We start from the raw sequence: 20,399 nt of genomic DNA on the forward strand, positions 1-20,399 counted from the left end.
TGGAATTATACATAGGACTGTAAAAAATTTCAGGTTGAAACCTGTATGAGTCAAGCTTATGCTGACTATAATACAGAACAGGAACATTTGTTCTTAATTCGATCGATTTATATTCAAGCTAAGGAAGTGAAAGTATGTCATCCTCCCCTTCCGCCCCATCCCCTGCGGATGAGGATCATCGTTTGATTAAAAGCATGGTTGTACGCACCCTCCTGCTGGATGTGCTTGAACGGGATATTCGAACACTGGATACGTTGCAGCTCAAAATGCCAGAGGTCTACATCCTGTCTCTAACCCGTATTCAGAATCATGTACTTAAGGAAATGCTGGAACTTCGCAAACAGATGAGAACCCGTGGCGTCAAGGTTCTGGAGGAGAAACGGCAAGTTGATGGGATCGAAACCCAGTATCTGTGCAGAGGATATTTGCAGCGGTTCTATATGCTGTGGACGTTCGCGCGGAATGAAGTCAAAAAGGAGCTCAGTCGGCATCTGGATATGGATTTGGCCCAGCCATTGTAGCTGATTTATCTACTTGATGTACCCGTCATCGTTTGAATTCATATTTCGTAGTCCTTTTACTCCTCAGACTCCCCGCCCCTGCCTAATGGAAACAGGTTGACCCGGGAAGGCTGCGTTCATTAAGATGGAATAGACTTGTCTGGACATTTCGTTCAGACCTGCAATGAAAATCAATGCCCATAACCAAACAAGCCTGCCAGACATTAATGGCGGACAGACTTGTCCAGCGGGATAGCTTTCAACGTCTTATCAATCAAGGAGTTGTACTTCATGGATTTGGATTTGAATTCGACTAAACAAACAGCCAGACATACAGGCGTTGCCGCAGATGTCACCGAACTGATCGGCCAGACACCTGCTGTACGGCTGAACCGGCTCACAGGCAGCGAATCTGCTGACGTATATGTTAAACTGGAATATTTCAACCCAAGCGGCAGCGTCAAGGACCGTGCCGCCTACAACCTGATTGTTCAGGCTGAACGCGCTGGACTCCTGCTCCCCGGAGCCACTATTATCGAACCAACCAGCGGCAATACGGGCATCGGTCTTGCGATGAACGCCGCTGCCAAAGGATATAAGGCCATTCTGATCATGCCGGACAACATGTCCAAGGAGCGCATCAACATTCTGAAAGCCTATGGCGCAGATGTGGTGCTCACCCCTGCTGCGGAACGGATGCCGGGTGCGATCCGCAAAGCCAAAGAACTGCAGGGCGACATTCCGGGAAGTTTCATTCCCCAGCAATTTGAGAATCAGGCGAACCCGGACATCCACCGGATCACCACAGCTCCCGAAATAATGCAGCAGATGGAAGGCAAGCTGGATGCCTTCATTGCTACGGCGGGAACTGGCGGTACCATTACCGGAACAGGAGAAGAACTGCGCAAGCAGCTGCCGGACATTCGCATCTATGCGGTAGAACCGAAAGGTTCACCTGTGCTGTCCGGTGGCGAGCCCGGACCTCATAAGCTCGTCGGTACAAGTCCGGGGTTCATCCCGGACATTCTGAATACCGACGTGTGGGATGCCATTATCCAGGTGTCCGATGAGGACGCACTGGATACGATGCGGCAGCTTGCTGCCCGGGAAGGGCTGCTGCTCGGCCCTTCCTCTGGTGCTTCGGTGTGGGCCTCCCTGCGCATCGCGCGGGAACTGGGGCCGGGACACCGGGTGCTCTGCATTGCGCCGGATACCGGGGAACGGTATTTGAGCATGGATATTTTTTAACACAGCATAAATCTATACACATCAAAAAGGGGCTTCCATGTCCCATAAGTCATGAGCATGACAGAGGCCCTCCCTTATTAGCGCTCATTGGTCATTGGTTCTAATGAACCTGACACACGTTATTCGCTCCTATTTGCGCAGGTCTGAAGCCTAACGAATCACAGCGACGTTATTTCTCCAAATTCGGTCGATTTCAAGGTTGAAAAGCTATTTTCGGACGGGATAACGTTACTGAGATTCGTTAGAATTTACATCACTTAATTATCACTCTAATAAGGTGCGGTGGGTTCGTTAGAATTTTGCAGCGATTGGGAGCGAGGGGAAATTCCTCGAAAAAGGGAAGAGTAGTCCATTGGAAGAACCATCAAAATAAAAAAATAAGCTCTTGCTCACATACGGATGGTGAATCCGCAGAGAACAAGAACTTATTTTGGTAAGAAACCTTATCATCAAAAACAAAGCAAGAATATTTAACGTAAGTTAATTAGTGTGTCAGGGTTGTCCATTCCACACCTTCAGGAAGCAGGGCCGCAATGCGGTCTTTGGCTTCCTTTTTGGTATACAGCGATTCATCGAGAATGACCGCAGAACCGGAATCCGTGCTTGTCCGAATCAGACGTCCGAGACCTTGCTTCACACGCAAGAGCATATACGGAAGATCGATCTCCTCGTATGGTGCTGCCGACGCACTGCGTTTTGCATTGAAAACAGGGTCCTGTGGTGGATACGGAAGCGACCAGATCATGACATTGGATAATGACGGGCCTGGAACGTCTAGTCCTTCCCACAGATTAACGGAACACAGCACACTTTCCTCATCCTGCTGGAATGCCGCAATCAGATCACTGATCTCCCGGTCGCCCTCATACATAAAGCGCAAACCTTCTGCTTCAGGCACATGAACGATGTCCTGCTTGAACGCGCGTAGTTCTTCCATCGTACGGAACAGAATCAGCGCACGTCCTCCGCTCTCCTGAAGTAACGACACCGCATCACGCATGCGATTTTCGTTCTCCGGGTGACCCGGTACAGCTTCATCTGTAATTTTCATCTTCATTTTGTCCGCATAATCATACGGTGAAGCCACCGAGAACGATACAAAATCATCAATGCCCAGGCTGTCCGCCACATAACGGAATGAACTATCCACAGATAATGTTGCGGAGGAGAACACGATTGGAATGCCTGTGTTGAACACACGCTCGTTCAGCATTTCCTTCACCGTACGCGGCATGATCGATAAAGTCGTCTCGTCCTCGCTCTCTTCCGCCCAACAGATGTAACCATCCTCCTTACGGAACAAAGCAAGTGCAGACTGAATCATGTCCAGATGTTCTTCCACGACACGCATCTGATACCCATCCAGCGAGAACAATCCGCTCTCAAATACCAATTCTTCGCCAATGGCATCCAATACGTTGGTCAGACGTTCAATCTCACGCAGCAGCGGAGCTTCTACTCGAACTTCTTTCCGTTCCGATCCCGGAATCGCCACCGTGTACGTATCCAGCAACGCAAACAGTCGCTCACTGCTCTCAATCGCTTCATCCACACGCTCCGCGAGGGATTCACGAATCTCACCTTCAAGCAGACGAGTCACGAGTTCCTCGAAGATGCGGTGTTTCAGCTTGTAGCTCAATGCGTTCAGGGCTGCTTCTTCCAGCAAATGTCCTTCATCAAATACAACCGAGCTGTGATCAGGCAGCAGTGGCAGTTGTCCCTCGCGTTTGCGCGCATCATAGGTCCACACATGCTCCATGTAATAATCATGGGAACAGATGATGATGTCCTTGGAACGGCGGTAATGGTCACGCGAAAGCGTCAGGCCGCAACGTTGTCTTTTGGGACATACAAAACAATCCTGGAACGGGTCCCAGTTGATTTTGTTCCACTGACGATCATTCAGATGCGGATACTGTTTGCGGTCACCATACGGATGGAAAGCCTGAAGCGTACCCGGCGTGTTCACAAAATCCGGCAGGCTCTCATGCACTTCTTCAATAACAGGCGCATCCTCATCCGCGAATCGCACCGCACTTAATTTGTTCAGACAGACGTATTGGTCCGGTGATTTTCCGAGACGTGCGTCCACTTCCAGATCCAGATGTGCAGCCAGCTTCGCAATATCTCCGCCTGGCTTCACAAGCTGTTCAATCAAGGACTCATCGGCACAGGCGATCACTGCCGGTTTGCCCGTATAACGTGCATAACAGACCGCGTAGAGCAAGTAGACTAACGTCTTACCTGTTCCTACTCCGGCCTCAGCCATAATGGTCTTTTTATCTCCATAGGCCCGTTCGAGCTGGTACGCCATAAAAATCTGTTCATCCCGTACCTCGAAGCCGGACTCAGGCAAAATATCGTAAAAAACATCGGCAACCCATTCTCCCAGACGGGATACAAAAGGTTCAGCCGGATCATATGCAAAAGGATAACGTTGTGTAGACAATCCTAGGTCAGCCTCCATTCTTAGACGCGGTCCTCTTTCATTTCCGTTCAAAAAAGGCCGCAGGGCAAAAGTTAATTATCGCACGCGGTGAGGCGGGTGACAAGCTTTTTTTGCTAGGTTATTTGTAAGGTTTAATGTATAGAACCAATTTGCAGGGAAAATATATACAAGAATCCACTTTAAGGAAAGGCGGTGCTCCATGGATAATCAGTCTTCACAACCTGAGTATTCCTCAGACACAGCGGCAGACACATTAACAGACCGACAGGGTCACCCCATCACAGACAATCAGAACGTACGAACTGTAGGCAGCCGTGGACCGACCACGCTGGAGAACTATCATTTTCTTGAAAAGATCACTCACTTCGACCGTGAACGTATTCCAGAACGGGTGGTTCATGCCCGCGGCGCTGGTGCTCATGGCGTATTTGAAGCGTATGGAACGGCTGGGGATGAGCCGGTATCGAAGTATACACGTGCACGTCTGTTTCAGGAAAAAGGAAAAGAAACCCCCGTATTCGTTCGATTCTCAACGGTTATTCATGGTGGTCATTCTCCCGAGACGCTGCGTGACCCGCGCGGCTTTGCGGTCAAATTCTATACCGAAGATGGCAACTGGGATCTCGTTGGTAACAACCTGAAAATCTTTTTCATTCGCGACCCGCTCAAATTCCCGGACATGGTACATGCCTTCAAGCCAGACCCGTTGACCAATGCACAGGATATGGAGCGGTTTTTCGATTTTGTCTCGCTAAGTCCTGAAGCTACCCATATGGTGACGTTCCTTTTCTCTCCTTGGGGTATTCCGGCCAATTATCGCCAGATGCAAGGATCAGGTGTCAATACATACAAATGGGTCAATCAGGAAGGCACAGGCGTACTCATCAAATACCACTGGGAACCGCTCAATCAAGGCATTCGTAACCTGCTACAAAAAGACGCAAACGAGATTCAAGGGCAGAATTTTAACCATGCCACGCTGGATCTGTATCATGCCATTGAACAAGGCGACTATCCCGAATGGGAGCTGTGCGTTCAGGTGATGGAGGATGGCGATCATCCGGAGTTGGACTTTGACCCACTGGACCCTACCAAGCTGTGGCCACAGGATCAGTTTCCGTTTCTGCCTGTAGGCAAAATGACGTTGAATCGCAATCCCGAGGATTATTTCACTGAAGTCGAGCAAGCGGCATTTGGCACAGGTGTATTGGTGGATGGGCTCGATTTCTCAGATGACAAGCTGCTGCAAGGACGCACCTTCTCCTATTCGGATACCCAACGTCACCGGGTCGGTGCGAACTATCTGCAGTTGCCTGTGAATGCGCCAAAGAACCGTGTTGCGACCAATCAAAGCGGCGGACAGATGCAGTATCAGGTGGATCGTGCACCGGGGCAGAACCCGCATGTGAACTACGAACCCTCCTCCCTTGGTGGGTTAAAAGAAGCTACACCGCTCGGTCCGGAACATGAACCTCTGATTGAAGGGCGACTCGTTCGTGAGAAGATTGAGCGTACCAATGACTTTGGACAAGCGGGTGACACGTACCGGGCATTCGAGGATTGGGAGCGGGATGAGCTGATCAGCAACATGGTCAGCGCGTTGGCCCAATGCAAACCGGATATCCGGGAGCGTATGATCTCTCATTTTACCCAAGCGGATGCGGATTACGGGCGGCGTGTCTCCGAAGGACTGGCTTCTGTACCAACCGATGATAGTGCGACAGTTCAACCGAAACATGAACCAAGCGTGGAGCAAGCGGAGAAACGCAGTCGTGAGACGGATGGTTATTAAGGTAGCTGGACAGCGTTTAGACTGATAGGTCGGATACTGTTAATGCATGTGTGTAAATATTTGGAGTAAGTATTTTTAGTAAACAAATTACGTTCTGGATTAAACATCGTCCTGATCGTCAAGTTGCCAGTTGCAGCTGCGATCAGGGCTTTTTCATAATTAACTTGGGTGTAATCTTCACTTCGGATGTATGCTGCTATTTATTTTAAATTATATGAAGTTCATAGGAGTGGATTAGAAGTAAGACGGGTGCTTCGAGGATGGAAAAGCGTGTTTCTTTACGTTCATTTCAGATGATTCTTCGTTAAATGAGAGCTATCACCCAATAGAAAGATTACCTAAATCCATTGATATTACAGGCCCGGGAAGCTTCCAGGCCCGACCTGCCTGCATGTAACTCCACCTGATCAGATGATTATTGATGATAACGCTTACAACATTTACCATAAACCTGTGTCCTAGAGATTGTATCCAACCAGCCGGCCTGACTTATCTCATAGATCACGGTCGGGTACACGGCTACCACATGCTCTTCATTCTATTCCCAATTAACTAAGGAGGTTTGCGTAATGAAATTATTCCCATCCACATCCACTTATGCTTCTGTACGATCCGAACGTTCACTGAAATCGAAAATGGCCCAGATCTGTCTGAGCGCCGCGTTCCCTCTATTATTGATTGGTGGTGGGTCGGTTGGTGCTGCGGAACTGATTGAGAGCAGCTTGCAAAATCCCTCTGAATCGGTGGCGACTTCGAATATCGCACTTGCTGCCGGTGATCTGTATGTATCTCCTAATGGCTCTGCCAGCAATCCAGGAACCATCAACAATCCAACGTCACTGACTAACGCTTTGACCCAGATCGCACCGGGCAAAACGATCTATCTACGCGGCGGCACCTACAGTTTCTCGCAAACGATTACCATTGAACGAGGCAACAGCGGCACATCCGGACAACGTAAAAACCTGGTGGCATATGGATCGGAAAAGCCGGTCTTTGACTTCTCGGCTCAAACCTTCGCTTCTACCAATCGTGGACTGCAAATGTTCGGAGACTACTGGTTCGTCAAAGGGCTTGAGGTGAAGGGTGCCGGCGATAACGGCATCTTCATCGGAGGCAGTTATAACCGACTGGAGCAGATCGAAGCCCATCACAACCGGGATACGGGCATTCAAATGGGACGTTATGCCTCCACAGCCGCCAAGAGTGAATGGCCTGCGTATAATGAAGTGATTCGTTCCTACTCCCACAACAACTATGACCCGGATGACGGCGAGGATGCAGACGGTTTTGCCGCGAAATTGACGGTAGGCCCGGGCAATGTCTTTGATGGTTGTATTTCCGCCTATAACGTGGACGATGGCTGGGATCTCTATAGCAAAACGGACACAGGCGCCATCGGCGCGGTCACGATCCGCAATAGTATCGCCTACGGTAACGGAGCAACATCAGACGGTACTTCTACCTCCAACAGTGATGGTAACGGCTTCAAGCTCGGCGGTGAGAAGATTGCGGTGAATCACATTGTGGAGAACAACATTGCATTTAATAACAAAAAGCACGGCTTCACCTATAACAGCAATCCCGGTTCGATCCAGATGAAAAACAACACCTCCTGGAACAATGGACAAAGCAACTTTGCCTTTGATGTAGGCACCCACATCTTCACCAACAACCTGTCCTTCCAAGGCGGCGCCAGCGACAAAACAAGCGGAACCGATGTCAGCAGCACCAACGTCTGGTGGAAGAACAAAAAAAGCGAGAACGCAAAAGGCCTGCTCGCCAGCGCAGCCGACTTTGTCTCCCTCGTGCCTTCGGTAACACGCAGCGCGGACGGAACGCCTGTCTTGGGTAATTTCCTCAAGCTTGCGAACGGCAGTGATTTGGTTGGGTCAGGTACGCCATCGGGTACGAATATTGGTACGCGGTAGGATGTAGCGTAGTTTGGAGTTAGAGTTAAACATGTGTGTTGAGTGCACATGTGAAATAAAAGAAACGGATAAACGTAAAATCCCCTTCTCCATGCCAGCTGGATTGCTGGTGTTGGTGAAGGGGATTTTTGAGTTGCTGGGCATACCCTGCTAACTTATGGATGGATAGATTAAATAGATAATTACGGTTTGCATAAAACCTCAATGATGAGTTTACCGCCTGTACGAAAACCTTGCTCAAACGCTGCTTCCACATACATGGACGTGGACTGTCCGATCAGGTCTACAAGTTGTTCCAAATCATCGTATTCGCTCTTGGTAAGCTTTGTTTTGTAGCCTTGTATGAGGTCCGATATTTGACTATTAATCTCTCGATACTCAGCTTGATCAGGATGAATCGACTCGTCCAATCTTAGGTTTCCGTGAAACAAATCTTCGATCAAGTTTGACATATTATCCCTCATGATAAGGTCACCTCAGAAAGATTGTAACTCAAGGGATGAGGTAGGATGAGGATTTAGCGGGAAATGCGCTAGTATTTTTTCGTTTTTGGTGAAATTGAGTCGAAATTAAAGTTAAACCATGCCTCAAACACCAAACGTCCGCTTATCTTGCTGTGGTAAACGTGTTTATGAAGCTACGAACGTGGCAAAATGATTATTCCAACGGCTTTATTTATAAAGCTGGCTGATTATTCAGACCAGTAGAGATTAACTTTAAAAACCGGGTAATTGAATTATTAAATAAGATCGGTCAACATAGCTTCCTGTTCCAGTTTGACACGATTTTCTATCATATGGTCAATGCAGGGTAAACAATCGACAAGCTCGCTATGCCGCTTCAAGCTACATAGCTTTTCAATATATTTCGGCTGTAGTGATGCTGTTAACAAAGAATATCTTATCAATTCCGATTTTTCCATGCGGTACGGAATAACATCGTTCTTAATTTCCCGTCTTAGTCTTGCCAGCATAGAAAATCCACCAAAGTCGATATCTCCCCAATGATACCAATGGCTATTCGTAGGTATGGATGCAGCAACAGCCATTAAAAATTTCCGCTTAGCAGGGCTAAATTGCCCTCCGTGGAACACAACTAATTCATGGTCCTTTTTTTGCTTATAGATATACTCAATATAGTTTGCCCTATTTTCTATTGAGATCACACGTTCTATTGTTGGAGATAATCTTAACTGACCTCGTTGGAAATCTTTCGAGTTCACAACGCCCCCAAAAATCAAATGTGAAAAGTCAATGGTTCCGCTATCAAATGACATGGTTACTTGCCCACAAAACTCCAATTGTTCTGGATACTTAGTAATACCTACTTGTCTAAGAATTTCCTCATCAGTATTATCATCTTGATAATCTAGATATTTGTACAATATGCCAAGCAGCCGTGCTCTTATCGCCTTCTCGAATCTCTTTGAATCTCCGAAACATTGAAGCGAAAATACACGTTCAAGCATTTCTAACTCACCCATTTGATCAATAAAACATATTGCACGAAGGAGATCACTACGCTCGCTTCTATCTACTGGTAATCTATTTCCAATAGAGCGTTTTCTAGAAATGATGTCATATGCATCGCTCAGAAACTGTTTTGCCCATCCGCTACGAACTTTATCTATTGAATTCAACAGTTCTAAACAAACCTCATCCACCACATCGCCCTTTGGTTGCCGCCCAATCAAGGAGTACGCAGATGAGATATTCTCAAAATTCAGCCATACCTCTGCTATGATGTGACTTTCTTCACCCTTCATCCATCGATATGATAAGAGCTGCGCCTCATACAAGGCCTGTACTGCAAAATTTATCATACTGCGCTTTTCATATTGCTCTATATCATACTGTGGGAACTCTGTTTGTCCTCCATCATATAATTTCAGCATAATTCGACGTGTCGGACGTTTTTCCGCGTAAAAAAAACTACTACGCTCATATTTATCAAGTAAAGCTGAAACTAATTGGCGCTTAAATCCTTCACTCATATTCAAGCTCCTCCAACTTCCTAGGGTCGAAACTACGCACGCATGCCTGCTTTCCTACACGTAAAACGCATAAATTCCTATCTACAAGAGTGGCAATATCCCCAATTTTATCAGGTGGTGCTGAAAGTATCACTTGAAAGTTAAACTCACGTAACAATTCAACACTACGCACAATTCGCTCGCCATCCATCTTGGAAAATGCTTCATCAAACAGAATAATACGAGATGTATTAGCTGTCTTGTCCCGGCCAATGCGATACAATTGCGCAAACGATGCTAACACTGCAATATAAAATGGCGTCTGAGTTTCTCCACCAGATTTTTTCCCAAGTGTTTTAGAGAGTCTTTGTGATTCACCCTCGCGGTTAATGACCTCTAAATCGAAAGAAAGGTAAGTACGATAATCCGTAAAAGCTTGTACTCGTTTTTCATAATCATCGCGTTCCTGCGCTTTCGATCCGGTTCCTTCATTCGTAATAATTGCAAACAGTTCTGCAATCTCATCCTTGTATTTTGCATTAAACTGATCAGACAAAAGATTATACCCGCCTTCCAGCAGCATTGGATCTACAATCATATCATAATATCGTTTATATTCCTGTTTTGGAATAATCAGAAAACGATATGTATCCTCGCCAAAGGAACTTCCGCTTAATGCACTGTTTAGTCCATCAATCTGCCGCCTTGCATCCTTAATGTTATATTGTAGACGGCTTAAAAAATCCTCCTGAAACTGCTCAAAAGCTTTATTTCGGGCATCGGCGATACGAGTCAAATATTCCGGAAGTTTAATATCGCTGAGCTCAATCCACGCATTATCGTAAGCGTCATTACTCACGACGTCAATATCATACCCCATTTTATAGTTATCATTATATTGGCGGCGCAAAGTTCGCAACCCGTCCCACAAAGCGTTTTTAGCGTTTACGGAGCGACTAAGTTCTCTCGGAAATGCCCGTTCAATATCAACTGCATTACCTCTACTTAAGAGCTCTCGTTGATATCTTGTATTTCCTGTGCTCTGGAGCCATTCTGCTTCGTATTTTCTAGAAAGTTCTAACTGCATCGTTTCCAACTCTTTAGAAAGTCTTGGAATTGTTTCCTCTATGCATACACGCAAGCGTTCTTCGATGGTGCTGGATTCGTGCTTATATACGTCAATCTGTTTATAAAGGGCCCCCAGTTGTTGATCCAATGACTCGATGCGTTCCTGCATTGCTTCAACAGCACTTTTATCAATAGAATCCATACTTTTATTCAGCAAAATGACTTCTTGTTCTATCTCTGGAATCTGTCCAACATTTACCGCTGCCGTAACAGTTTGTTTGGCGTCCGATTCGCTTAAAATCATTAGAGCATTTCCCGATTGAAAGGCAATCTTTACAGATGCACAAACAGCTATTTTATCAGTTAACTCTTTAATCTCTCTTTTCACATCTTCCAAGCGTTGCTGAATCGCACCTTGGCCAATGGCAGGTTTAGCCCATCTATCTGGATTCATCGCTCTCACAACAAAATTCTGGTATAACATTCCATCGTCTGTAATCGCTGTTCGATGCCGGCGTAAATCACTGACGCGGTCACATTTTTTCACACGACCAAGTGTAAAATCTAAAAATAAGCGCACATTGGGATCATCCGTTTCAAGTTCTTCAGCAAGGCTTCCAGGTTCTGCTATGGGATTTATTCTCTGCAGCTTTTCAATATCCACAATACCAGTGTTATAGATGTTTCGTTGTCTCTTAATATCATCATAAACACGAAGTGCAGTGTCAAAGTGCTCCGGGGGAACAATCAGATAGAATTTTTGTGTATTAAGATATCCTTCAATAACATTACGCCAGCGTTTATTCCTAAGTTCAGCTGCTTCCGCCACTACTACTACCTTAACTGATGAACCAGTTTGGGTATGCAAACGCCCTATAACGGCTTCCTTGAGATCAAGTACATCCTGTGGAAAGCGGTAGATACCCTTTTCAAGGGACTGCTGCTCCGTCTGTAATCCTTTACGATTATCTGCAACCTTCTGTATTTCTTCGGAGAATCGTGAAACGAGGCCGTTGCACTGCATACGTATAGCATCCGCTCTGGCTGCATAGTGAATGAGCCCTTTCTCCCCAACTGTTAAAATGGCTGCTGCATCACTATTTCCGAGTATTTCAAGCTTGGCATAAAACTGTTGTCCTTCGTCAACAAGGTCATGAACACGAGTCGTCAATATCGGATCGAGGGAGCTAGTATCTGTCCCTTGAATTTTCTTAATGAACCCATTAATGTTCATCCTCCATGAAGCAATGCTTTTTGAAAGTAATGCAGAAGTCCTACCGAAATCCCCATGAAGCGTGGCTATTAGTTGCTCTTTCTCTGAGATTTGAGATTGAAGATTCGCTAAAACTTGCGCTTCCTTGTTACTGAGCAGGTTGGCTTGCATGATATTACGGTCGCCCTGCAGTTTGCTCTGTCGCTCAGTTTCCTTAGCTAACGTATCCTTCAATACAGTTAGCTGGGCGGAATAAGCGGTTACTTTTTCTTTCTCGCCTGCACTAGTAGTCAATTTGATATCTACTTGCGCGCGGTCAATCAGATAGGAATATAGAATTTCATTTTGTCTGTGGGTTTCAAAGGTTTGATGATCCGTAACAATGTGTTCAAGCAACGTGATTCGATCCTTAAGCACCTCAGCCTCTTGCTCCAGGCTTTTATAGCTTCTAATATTTTCCTGCATACGGCTGACATCAACTGTTTGTTGCGTATCGCAGACGAATTCTGAGATAAATTTTTGTATGTCAACATCGGGATTAAACGAAACAGCTTTCCTCAGCAACTGGCCGAAGCGATCACGCAAGCCTCCAAGTTTCCCATATAAATCCTGCCTAAAATCCCGATTTACATCGGTAGTATAACTACGTCCTATCGAATAGTGTTCCTTGATATGTGCCCTCAAAGTTGTAATATCCATCGGCTTCCTATTAATGACAAACTCATTTGACGGCATGACTCCGTCAAATCGAAAAAATAGTTTTTGCATATCGTTTTCCGAATAAGTATCAAAGCAACACCCTGCGGTAAAATATTTTTTCTTTTCCTCATCAAAGAACTCTAAAGCGATATAGCTTGTAAAACGTCCATTACGTAGATATTTAAAACCAGAATCCTCATCGTCACCTAATTCACCGCGTAAATATCCACTTAAGTTTCGATTACCACGTCCACTGGCAGCCTTGTTGAAGAAACTACCACTAGTATCGGCAAGCAGTAACAACTGCAAAGCATCCATAACCGTCGACTTCCCGGAGGCATTTTTTCCGGTCAGAAAATTCACTTTATCTAACTCAATAACTTCATGGACAAAGTAGTGCCAATGAATCAGTAAGAGTTTTGTCATCCGTTTCATTTCTATTCCTCCTGTTCTCCAGTTGTGCTAGTGTCGTCATCTACTCGAAGCTCATCTAATTCTGTTATCATATCGTTGATGCCTTGATTGGAAATAATAGATAAGATGGATGGAAGAATGAGAATTTGATTGCCTTCATTGTTCCATGCAGAAGATTCCATTTTTTGAATAATATTATGATGCGCAAGCGTTCTTTGAGCCTCAATACGTTCTTTTTGTGTTGTTTTCCCCTTATCAAGAAGACCAAGTATTCGCATTTTTTCAACAACTGCTTGAGTATCTGTTTTAACCGTATGGAAGCTATTTACTTGTTCTCGCTCTTCTTCGTATATGAGACGGCATGTATATAAAAACAATGTAGTGAATCGATCAATCCTCAGGCGATTATGGTCAAATATATTTATTAAGGACATGATTCCATAATTATCATCTTTTTCAAGCCTCCAGCCAGTGACCGCAAAATAATCTTGCAAAATTCCAAATAGACGTGAAGCTATCTGATAGTCGTAGTTTGGCAAGGTCATCTGCTGTGAAGACTGATATTCATATCGCACCATATATGTATGAGATAATAGGTAATTCGCCAAACGTTTGAACTCGCCTTTCTCATAAGTAGTAAGTCCTATGTACTTCTCATTCCACATGGTGGCCCACCACTCTTTTGCTGAACGTCATATTAGGAATTATGTAACCATTTCTATCAAATCGACCATTGTTCATTTGCACCTTGTAATTCATGCCTCGTTCATTAGCACGAACCATAGCCAGTATCAGAAGTACAAAGTCCTCATCGTTATTAATCGATATTGTCTCACTATTGATAGACGATTCATTTTCTTTGAAAAGACTGTTTACATATTTTCTAATTCTTTCCACGGGGTATCCATTTTTAATTTGTTGCAGCATTCCAGTCATAGCCGCATTAGAAAACGTATTATCCTCTGTGATTTCCAGCTTGTTCAGAATTGACACGCCTACTACGTACATTTTTATGATAGAGAGATTTTCCATCAATAAATTCTTGTCGATTGACTCTTATATTCTTTTCAAGCATTTCAACGATTACCGTGCGCTTGGTATCTGAGGATTTTGAGTATTCTTTCAACAGCTCAACCAGTTTTCCCTTGATACTTTGGTCTGCAGTCATCAGGTATTGGATTTTTTCAATAGAGCTTTTTGTGTATGCGTTGTGCTTTCTATCAATTTCATTCACAATTCCTCCAATTGACTGGTATACATCCAAAACATAATCAATTGAAGATATGATCTCCTGCCCCGCCTCATCATCATTCTCATATTTTCGGATCGTCATGGCTCTTGATCGCATTCCATCCATGAGTTCTTCATCCGCAAGAATATCTGACAGTATCTCCTGAATTGGTGCCATGTAACGATGAATAGAATCCATTGTTTTAATCGGATGATAAATACTGTCGGACATCCTTTTGTATTCTTCAAAATGGTTTTTCAGCAGCACATTCACTTCGCTCTGCTCCTGTATTCTCCGCAAATAACTGCGAATTCCATGATAAAGCCTTTTTAGCTCGTAAGTAAGTTGCTCGGTGTTTGTCTTTGCGGACAAGACTGCCTCATACATTTGCCCTTGATGTTCATTTTTAGCTTGCTTGAGACCAGAATAAGTCGCGAATACGAGGGAGTTATAATCGTGCAGGGTCTGATCACTTAGTTCACTCAAGAGCTTCATTACTTTAATGGCGTAATCACGTGGAGTAATAATTTCAATAAATGATCCATCCAGAAACTCCTTATCTACCCATCCCGTTTTAACCAGACGGTTCAATATCAAACGCGCCTTAACATTAGATGTCAAGTTTACTTCGGTTACTTCGTCATCTTCTTCGAGCATAAAGGACTTATCCTCAATTTGGGCTATCAAAGACGAGATATAATCGTCTACCCGTATATTAAGTTCATACTTGAACATCTGATGTAGCAGCATAAGCGCATCAACATATATTTCTTTGTTCCCCGATGACAGCACAGAGAAAAATTTTTCAGGAATTGTGTCAAAAATGTTCACGTGTCCACCTGCCAATCCATTTGGTATTATAATTCATTTGTTTGCAGTAGGGCTTTTAATACAGTCATATTATACTATAAAATGGAAGAATATGACGACTTATGTTGACTTATGTTGACTTATACTTATAACAAAAAAAACTCCTGTCAAAAAATCAACAGAAGCTTCTTTGAATTTCATTTTCACGCTCCCCCATTAGTAGAGGCACTTGTGAATCAACAACTAGCTAAAATAGAAAATAAGTTTATTATCATATTAAATCTGTGAAAATTTTTTTTCGACCTAGGGAATCAGTTCACTGAATTACGTGCGTGCTGCACAAGTATGGTGACTTTTTCTTGGCTAATTTATTGGGTACTTTTTAGTTATCATGGGGCATCACTTTAGGTGGTACTCTCAAATGAAAATATAATTTACTTCTACCTAAGAACTGACTGAGAATTTACCAGCTTGGTGGCCATACTGAACCGAATCACGGCTTTTGTTTTGTAGATAATATACTGGAAAAAAAATCAAACTCCGAGGTGAAGATTGTGAGATTCCCATATTTGACCTTACCTCCATTTCCGAGAGAAACATTCTCTTCAAATACAATATTGATAAGAGAAAACAGAGCGACCAGATATTTTTTCGCTTTCGTATATTTCGTATCCATCTATTTTTATTAGCTCATTGATACTCTCTTTGACACTTTGCCAATCACTTTTCTCTGAACGTACTAATGGATGAAACATTTCACATAGAAACTTAAGCAATACTACATCGTTACCAGCTACTAATCCCAAGCTCTCATCGTGAAAAACCCAATCATACTGATAGTCTTCATTTGCCACAGTGTGTCGTTGTATTTCCTCTTTGAATGTTTTTAAACGAGAATCTCTACTTGGCATATTCTCCAAGTCATATAACCGATTGAGAAATGTAACACAATTTCTTTTACCATAATAGTGAAAAACACGTTCTGGCTCCTGATATACACCTGATTGTGAAAATATGTAAGTATTGCAATCATCATAATAACGTTCAGTTAAGTAATCAAAAACCGCTTCTCTTGTTATCTCTGTAATTCTGTTAGGCATTGTAATAGCAGAAGGTAAACTGGATACGATTTCCTTCGGATATAACATGGCTAATATATCTTCACATGATTGATAACGATCAATAGGATCACTAGTCAAACATTTAAAGATGATATCACTTTGAAGTTCTGTGGCGTTACCAGACTGTAATAAAACTCTCCGTGCATCTCCTCCAACAGGAGATCTTCCCACTAATAGATAATACCAAATTGCACCTAAAGAATATAAATCGCTTCTTATATCACGTAATTTAGGATCATTTATCAACGCAGGATCGGTATAAGCTCCACCGGCTACACGTTCTCCAGTTTTTGTTAGTTTTGTATGATTGTCATTCTCTAAGAAGGCACTGATACCAAAATCTATAATTTTGAACTTGCCATCCTTTGTGACCATAATATTGCTGGGCTTTAAGTCTCGGTGAATTACGCCCATTTTGTGAGCATAATTCAACCCCTTTAATATTGCAGTAATAGGTTTTATAGATCGTGTAAAAGAAACTGAACCATTCTGCGATATGAAATCAAGTAATGTATCCCCTTCCACTAGCTCCATTCGAATAAATGGTTTTCCATCTATGCGACCTATGTCGTACACTCGAACAATATAATCACTGTTTAATTGAAATAACATCTTTGCTTCTCTAAAAAAACGTCTTTCACCTTCTATATGGTCATCGTTAGAAACAAATACGGGTTCGAATATTTTAATAGCAAAATCAACGTCTAACAATTTGTGGTGGTATTTATATACTACTCCAAATCCTCCATTACCAAGCTGTTCACCTAATTCATAAGCATCAATATTAATTTCAAATTTGTCACTCGGATATTTTTCTAAGTATTTAAAGATTGGTTCTAATTCTTGATCAATAAAGTTTCTACGTTCCGCGTAGCCTTTAAATTTAGTTTGCATAGCTCTTCTAAAATCTGAGCTAGAGCGATTCAATCGAATAAAAGCTGGTAACATCATATTTAATTCATTATCAGTTGATAGAATTCTTAAATCTTCTTTATAGTCCGGATCGGGATACTCTCCATCTGTAGCTTTGGCAAGCAAACCTATTTTCAATCGCTCCGCAGCATCTAAAAGTGAATTATTCATTTATTAAACTCCATTCCTATAGAACGACTGTTATATCCATTTCGTTCCGTGAAATTCTGCTTTATCATTGATTTAATGTCCTTAGTGTCTTTGCACATTCAAGATTCATGTTCTTTTTACATAATTAGATCTACCATTCAACTTGTTGTCTCTCAATCTCACATATCTCGATATGGATTTTTTTGATCCAGTCTAATGCTCCTTCCGCTTCTTCTTTCATAATAACACCTCGCTGGCTTTTATATTTGAAATTCTCTTTTGCCCATAACAATAAGATCTTTACATATTCTACCGTCTCAATTTCACATGTTCTGTTTTCTTCATCTTCTTCAGCAAAGATATCTTCAAAAGTTGTAAAAGACTTGTCTGATCTTATTAAATTGACGTTCCCTCCACCTTCGTATAGCTTTATTTTTCCTTTCAGTAATTCAATTAGGTTTCCAACCTCTTCCTGAATCGTGGCGAAATCTCCTAAAATATCTGATCCCAAAGAATTAGTAATTAGATAACCGTTCTTTAAAGATGAATCAATGCCTAAGTCCAGGATAACTTCGTTGAAATCCTCTTTATATTCAATAGTGCACCTATATTTAATCATGTTCATATCTCCTATAAGTAGGATTTCATTATTTCGTCCCGGATATTACCAATCAAATCATCTTCTTATTTGAAAGAATCTCCGTCTATACAATGGCTTTAAAGGGATCATGACCTGTTTCAGCATTTCTTAATAAAGTCGGTTTTCTAAAATGCAAACTGGTTTTCAGCTTGAAGATAGCGGTATCTCCTTCAATTTTTATAAAAGATACATTAATCCATATTGGAGCTTTCGGAAAAAGCCCTCCTAAAACCCCAACAACATCTTCTAACCATAGTTTTTTACCGCCAACATTCTCTTAGATAACACAAGGTGTTTCATCATTTCATAGCCACCATCTCCTATTCGAACCATTGTTAAAGTCTTTTATAGGGCCACCATTTGAGATGATACCTGGACATGGATTACTTATTCTCAAAATCTTTAACTTGCTCAATCTTTTGTGAAAAATCGCAAGCATTTTGAAAATCTTCTTTCATATAAAGTTCAATTAAAGCATTCGCCTCTTCCTCCCAATCGGGACCATATTGTAAAAGGTAATCTGTAAACCTTTCATAGTAGGAACGGTTGGATGGATTTAACCAAATCAATCTTTGATACATCTTCATTACACAAGGAATGGACAGAAAGAAATGAGTAAGTTCGTAATTGATTGCTTCCAATAAATGATCCGAGTTGTCCGTATGATCTATTTCAGATATCAATTTATTGTATAAAGAGTCTACCGTCTCTCTCGTTGTTTTTAATTCTATCTGATCTAATGTCGACCAATTCTGGTCAATCCACTGATGCAGTGTTTCCACTGTTTTTTGTAAAGTCAAGGCCATCATCCTTACTCTTATTAAACTCAATCTTTCCCTCGAGAGGCCTCCTGATAAAACACACTTCCTGTTCACCAATGGACGCTTATATTTCTAGCAAATGATAGGATAACATATTATCATACGGGAGTCAGTCTCTAAGATTTCGATAACACCAATCCGGATCATATGGTACGGATTTAAGTTTTTGTATGTCATCCAAGCTATACACCCAATCGTTGTCTGCTATCCAGAAATAATCATAAGGCTTCAGTTTGAGATATTCATAAATAAAATGAAGTATTAACTCTTGGTTACCATAGATATCTTCAATATGCCCGACCTGGCATAGGGGTTCGATAGGATCTAAACCTAAATCTTCGTGATAATAAAATTCATTACTCGGACTACTTATGCTGTGAATATGGAAAATCAATGAGGCTTCATTGTCATCTGAAAATGACTTACGGTTAATATTAAGCGTTGTATATAAAAATTCTCCTTCATTTGTATACGTTTTGTTGTTATAGAAATAAAGAGCAGATTCCGAATGAAAAGCTGCAACAATCGTATCAGCAAGGAGTTGTTCTGGAGAATATTTATCTTTCTGCGTTAAAATAACAGCTGAAGTGCCCATGAGATTGTAATCTCCTTCCTCAATTTTTTTGCAAATCCTCAAGGTTCACACGCCATACAATTGTATTCTCAGAGAAGTTAGTAGATTTGTTCTCACTGTAATGTTGTATTGCAGCATCCCCCTTCTTTGTTATCTACAACATGGCCGGAAAACGAAGATATGACAAACAGGTCAATCATCGTGGTACCTAACTAAGATCAACCTGTTTAATGTAATGAAATAAATATTTAAGATTCACATTTTTCTAAAAACCATCTCCTAGCTTCTTCTTTTTCTAACAGCAATGGTTTTTCCGGTGTGCCAATATTTATACTCTGAAAAAAAGCCTCTTCTATCCCTTTAATACCCTTTAGTGTTACTCCGTTTAACAACGTATCTTTAAATGTCGATACACTTATATCTATATTTTCTAGTCTTGCATTTCTAAAATCAGTTAAATGGAAAGATACATTAATCAGATTACAATCAACTAAACATGCGTTATTAAATGCTGCTTCCCAACAATCACCTTTACTAAATCTACTATTTTTAATGATGCAGTTGGAAAAATCCGTATACCTGAGATCTGATTTATAAAAATCACATTTATCTAAACATGTATTGATAAAAGTTGATGAGGCTAATAATGATGAATGAAAATCAATATTTTCCAGTTTGAGATCATCAAAAGTGCAATCTATTAAATAGGATTGTTCAAGTAATACATCAGATAAGTCAAAAACTCTTAAATCAACTTCATCTAACTTTAACTGCTCACCTTCATCACCAATTGTCTCAACCCACTTTTTATGCAAAGCAAACATATTAATAATATCTTTTTCTTCCATTTTTCC

The 20,399-nt window shown here is 42.2% G+C and carries 16 protein-coding genes and 1 pseudogene; 4 read left to right on the plus strand and 13 right to left on the minus strand.

What is annotated here, in order from left to right; translation table 11 throughout:
• The first annotated feature begins 134 nt into the window (after nt 1-134).
• Together ACFTRD_RS18370 and cysK are read left to right on the plus strand one after the other, a co-directional pair.
• Entirely contained in the window at nt 135-521 is a 387-nt protein-coding gene (locus ACFTRD_RS18370; protein ID WP_379382487.1) for a YhjD family protein, read from the plus strand.
• Nucleotides 522-791: 270 nt separating this feature from the next.
• Nucleotides 792-1,748 (plus strand): cysteine synthase A, encoded by a 957-nt coding sequence (gene cysK / locus ACFTRD_RS18375; protein WP_379382489.1) that lies wholly within the window; start codon nt 792-794, stop codon nt 1,746-1,748.
• Nucleotides 1,749-2,232: 484 nt separating this feature from the next.
• On the opposite strand, the gene ACFTRD_RS18380 is transcribed toward cysK, so the two are convergent.
• Nucleotides 2,233-4,197: an ATP-dependent DNA helicase gene (locus ACFTRD_RS18380; RefSeq protein ID WP_379382491.1), complete on the minus strand. Its 1,965-nt coding sequence runs from the start codon at nt 4,195-4,197 to the stop codon at nt 2,233-2,235.
• Between the two features lie 199 nt (nt 4,198-4,396).
• Here ACFTRD_RS18380 and ACFTRD_RS18385 point away from each other — a divergent pair, with 199 nt between their 5' ends.
• Nucleotides 4,397-5,989 (plus strand): catalase, encoded by a 1,593-nt coding sequence (locus ACFTRD_RS18385; RefSeq protein WP_379382493.1) that lies wholly within the window; start codon nt 4,397-4,399, stop codon nt 5,987-5,989.
• A 569-nt stretch (nt 5,990-6,558) separates the two neighbouring features.
• A complete protein-coding gene (locus tag ACFTRD_RS18390; RefSeq protein ID WP_379382495.1) occupies nt 6,559-7,920 on the plus strand; it encodes a right-handed parallel beta-helix repeat-containing protein in 1,362 nt (453 codons plus the stop codon).
• A gap of 182 nt (nt 7,921-8,102) precedes the next feature.
• Here ACFTRD_RS18390 and ACFTRD_RS18395 read toward each other — a convergent pair whose 3' ends face one another.
• The 12 genes and pseudogenes from ACFTRD_RS18395 to ACFTRD_RS18450 all read right to left on the minus strand — a co-directional run bounded on the left by ACFTRD_RS18395 (nt 8,103) and on the right by ACFTRD_RS18450 (nt 20,393).
• A complete protein-coding gene (locus ACFTRD_RS18395) occupies nt 8,103-8,372 on the minus strand; it encodes a DUF6809 family protein (RefSeq protein WP_379382497.1) in 270 nt (89 codons plus the stop codon).
• A gap of 287 nt (nt 8,373-8,659) precedes the next feature.
• The gene (locus tag ACFTRD_RS18400; RefSeq protein WP_379382499.1) at nt 8,660-9,913 is read right to left on the minus strand and encodes a Wadjet anti-phage system protein JetD domain-containing protein; all 1,254 of its coding nucleotides are present in this window, start codon (nt 9,911-9,913) and stop codon (nt 8,660-8,662) included.
• On the minus strand, nt 9,906-13,307 hold the full coding sequence (locus tag ACFTRD_RS18405) for an ATP-binding protein (protein WP_379382501.1): 3,402 nt from the start codon (nt 13,305-13,307) through the stop codon (nt 9,906-9,908). The genes ACFTRD_RS18400 and ACFTRD_RS18405 overlap by 8 nt, the downstream gene beginning before the upstream one ends.
• 2 nt (nt 13,308-13,309) lie before the next feature.
• Nucleotides 13,310-13,951, minus strand: a complete 642-nt coding sequence (locus ACFTRD_RS18410) for a DUF4194 domain-containing protein (RefSeq protein ID WP_379382503.1) — start codon at nt 13,949-13,951, stop codon at nt 13,310-13,312.
• Nucleotides 13,941-14,318, minus strand: coding sequence for a Wadjet anti-phage system protein JetA family protein (locus tag ACFTRD_RS18415; RefSeq protein WP_379382505.1), 378 nt, complete (start codon nt 14,316-14,318; stop codon nt 13,941-13,943). The genes ACFTRD_RS18410 and ACFTRD_RS18415 overlap by 11 nt, the downstream gene beginning before the upstream one ends.
• Entirely contained in the window at nt 14,242-15,348 is a 1,107-nt protein-coding gene (locus ACFTRD_RS18420; RefSeq protein ID WP_379382507.1) for a Wadjet anti-phage system protein JetA family protein, read from the minus strand. The genes ACFTRD_RS18415 and ACFTRD_RS18420 overlap by 77 nt, the downstream gene beginning before the upstream one ends.
• A 584-nt stretch (nt 15,349-15,932) precedes the next feature.
• Nucleotides 15,933-17,531, minus strand: coding sequence for a protein kinase domain-containing protein (locus ACFTRD_RS18425; RefSeq protein ID WP_379382509.1), 1,599 nt, complete (start codon nt 17,529-17,531; stop codon nt 15,933-15,935).
• Between the two features lie 130 nt (nt 17,532-17,661).
• A complete protein-coding gene (locus tag ACFTRD_RS18430) occupies nt 17,662-18,129 on the minus strand; it encodes a hypothetical protein (RefSeq protein WP_379382511.1) in 468 nt (155 codons plus the stop codon).
• 85 nt (nt 18,130-18,214) lie between these two features.
• Nucleotides 18,215-18,468, minus strand: a pseudogene (locus ACFTRD_RS18435) (hypothetical protein); the annotation flags it as partial.
• Nucleotides 18,469-18,533: 65 nt separating this feature from the next.
• Nucleotides 18,534-18,950: a hypothetical protein gene (locus tag ACFTRD_RS18440; protein WP_379382513.1), complete on the minus strand. Its 417-nt coding sequence runs from the start codon at nt 18,948-18,950 to the stop codon at nt 18,534-18,536.
• A 130-nt stretch (nt 18,951-19,080) separates the two neighbouring features.
• Nucleotides 19,081-19,566 (minus strand): hypothetical protein, encoded by a 486-nt coding sequence (locus ACFTRD_RS18445; RefSeq protein WP_379382515.1) that lies wholly within the window; start codon nt 19,564-19,566, stop codon nt 19,081-19,083.
• A gap of 227 nt (nt 19,567-19,793) precedes the next feature.
• On the minus strand, nt 19,794-20,393 hold the full coding sequence (locus ACFTRD_RS18450; RefSeq protein ID WP_379382517.1) for a pentapeptide repeat-containing protein: 600 nt from the start codon (nt 20,391-20,393) through the stop codon (nt 19,794-19,796).
• Nucleotides 20,394-20,399 lie beyond the last annotated feature (6 nt).

It is taken from the genome of Paenibacillus sp. NPDC056933 (genome assembly GCF_042674385.1).
Lineage (GTDB): Bacteria > Bacillota > Bacilli > Paenibacillales > Paenibacillaceae > Paenibacillus.

Bases quoted from the DNA above. Each gene is read 5' to 3' on its own strand.
- ACFTRD_RS18370 (WP_379382487.1), top strand. From the start codon at position 135: ATGTCATCCTCCCCTTCCGCCCCATCCCCTGCGGATGAGGATCATCGT.
- cysK (WP_379382489.1), top strand. From the start codon at position 792: ATGGATTTGGATTTGAATTCGACTAAACAAACAGCCAGACATACAGGC.
- ACFTRD_RS18385 (WP_379382493.1), top strand. From the start codon at position 4,397: ATGGATAATCAGTCTTCACAACCTGAGTATTCCTCAGACACAGCGGCA.
- ACFTRD_RS18390 (WP_379382495.1), top strand. From the start codon at position 6,559: ATGAAATTATTCCCATCCACATCCACTTATGCTTCTGTACGATCCGAA.
- ACFTRD_RS18395 (WP_379382497.1), bottom strand. From the start codon at position 8,372: ATGTCAAACTTGATCGAAGATTTGTTTCACGGAAACCTAAGATTGGAC.
- ACFTRD_RS18400 (WP_379382499.1), bottom strand. From the start codon at position 9,913: ATGAGTGAAGGATTTAAGCGCCAATTAGTTTCAGCTTTACTTGATAAA.
- ACFTRD_RS18405 (WP_379382501.1), bottom strand. From the start codon at position 13,307: ATGAAACGGATGACAAAACTCTTACTGATTCATTGGCACTACTTTGTC.
- ACFTRD_RS18410 (WP_379382503.1), bottom strand. From the start codon at position 13,951: ATGTGGAATGAGAAGTACATAGGACTTACTACTTATGAGAAAGGCGAG.
- ACFTRD_RS18415 (WP_379382505.1), bottom strand. From the start codon at position 14,318: ATGGAAAATCTCTCTATCATAAAAATGTACGTAGTAGGCGTGTCAATT.
- ACFTRD_RS18425 (WP_379382509.1), bottom strand. From the start codon at position 17,531: ATGAATAATTCACTTTTAGATGCTGCGGAGCGATTGAAAATAGGTTTG.
- ACFTRD_RS18430 (WP_379382511.1), bottom strand. From the start codon at position 18,129: ATGATTAAATATAGGTGCACTATTGAATATAAAGAGGATTTCAACGAA.
- ACFTRD_RS18445 (WP_379382515.1), bottom strand. From the start codon at position 19,566: ATGGGCACTTCAGCTGTTATTTTAACGCAGAAAGATAAATATTCTCCA.
- ACFTRD_RS18450 (WP_379382517.1), bottom strand. From the start codon at position 20,393: ATGGAAGAAAAAGATATTATTAATATGTTTGCTTTGCATAAAAAGTGG.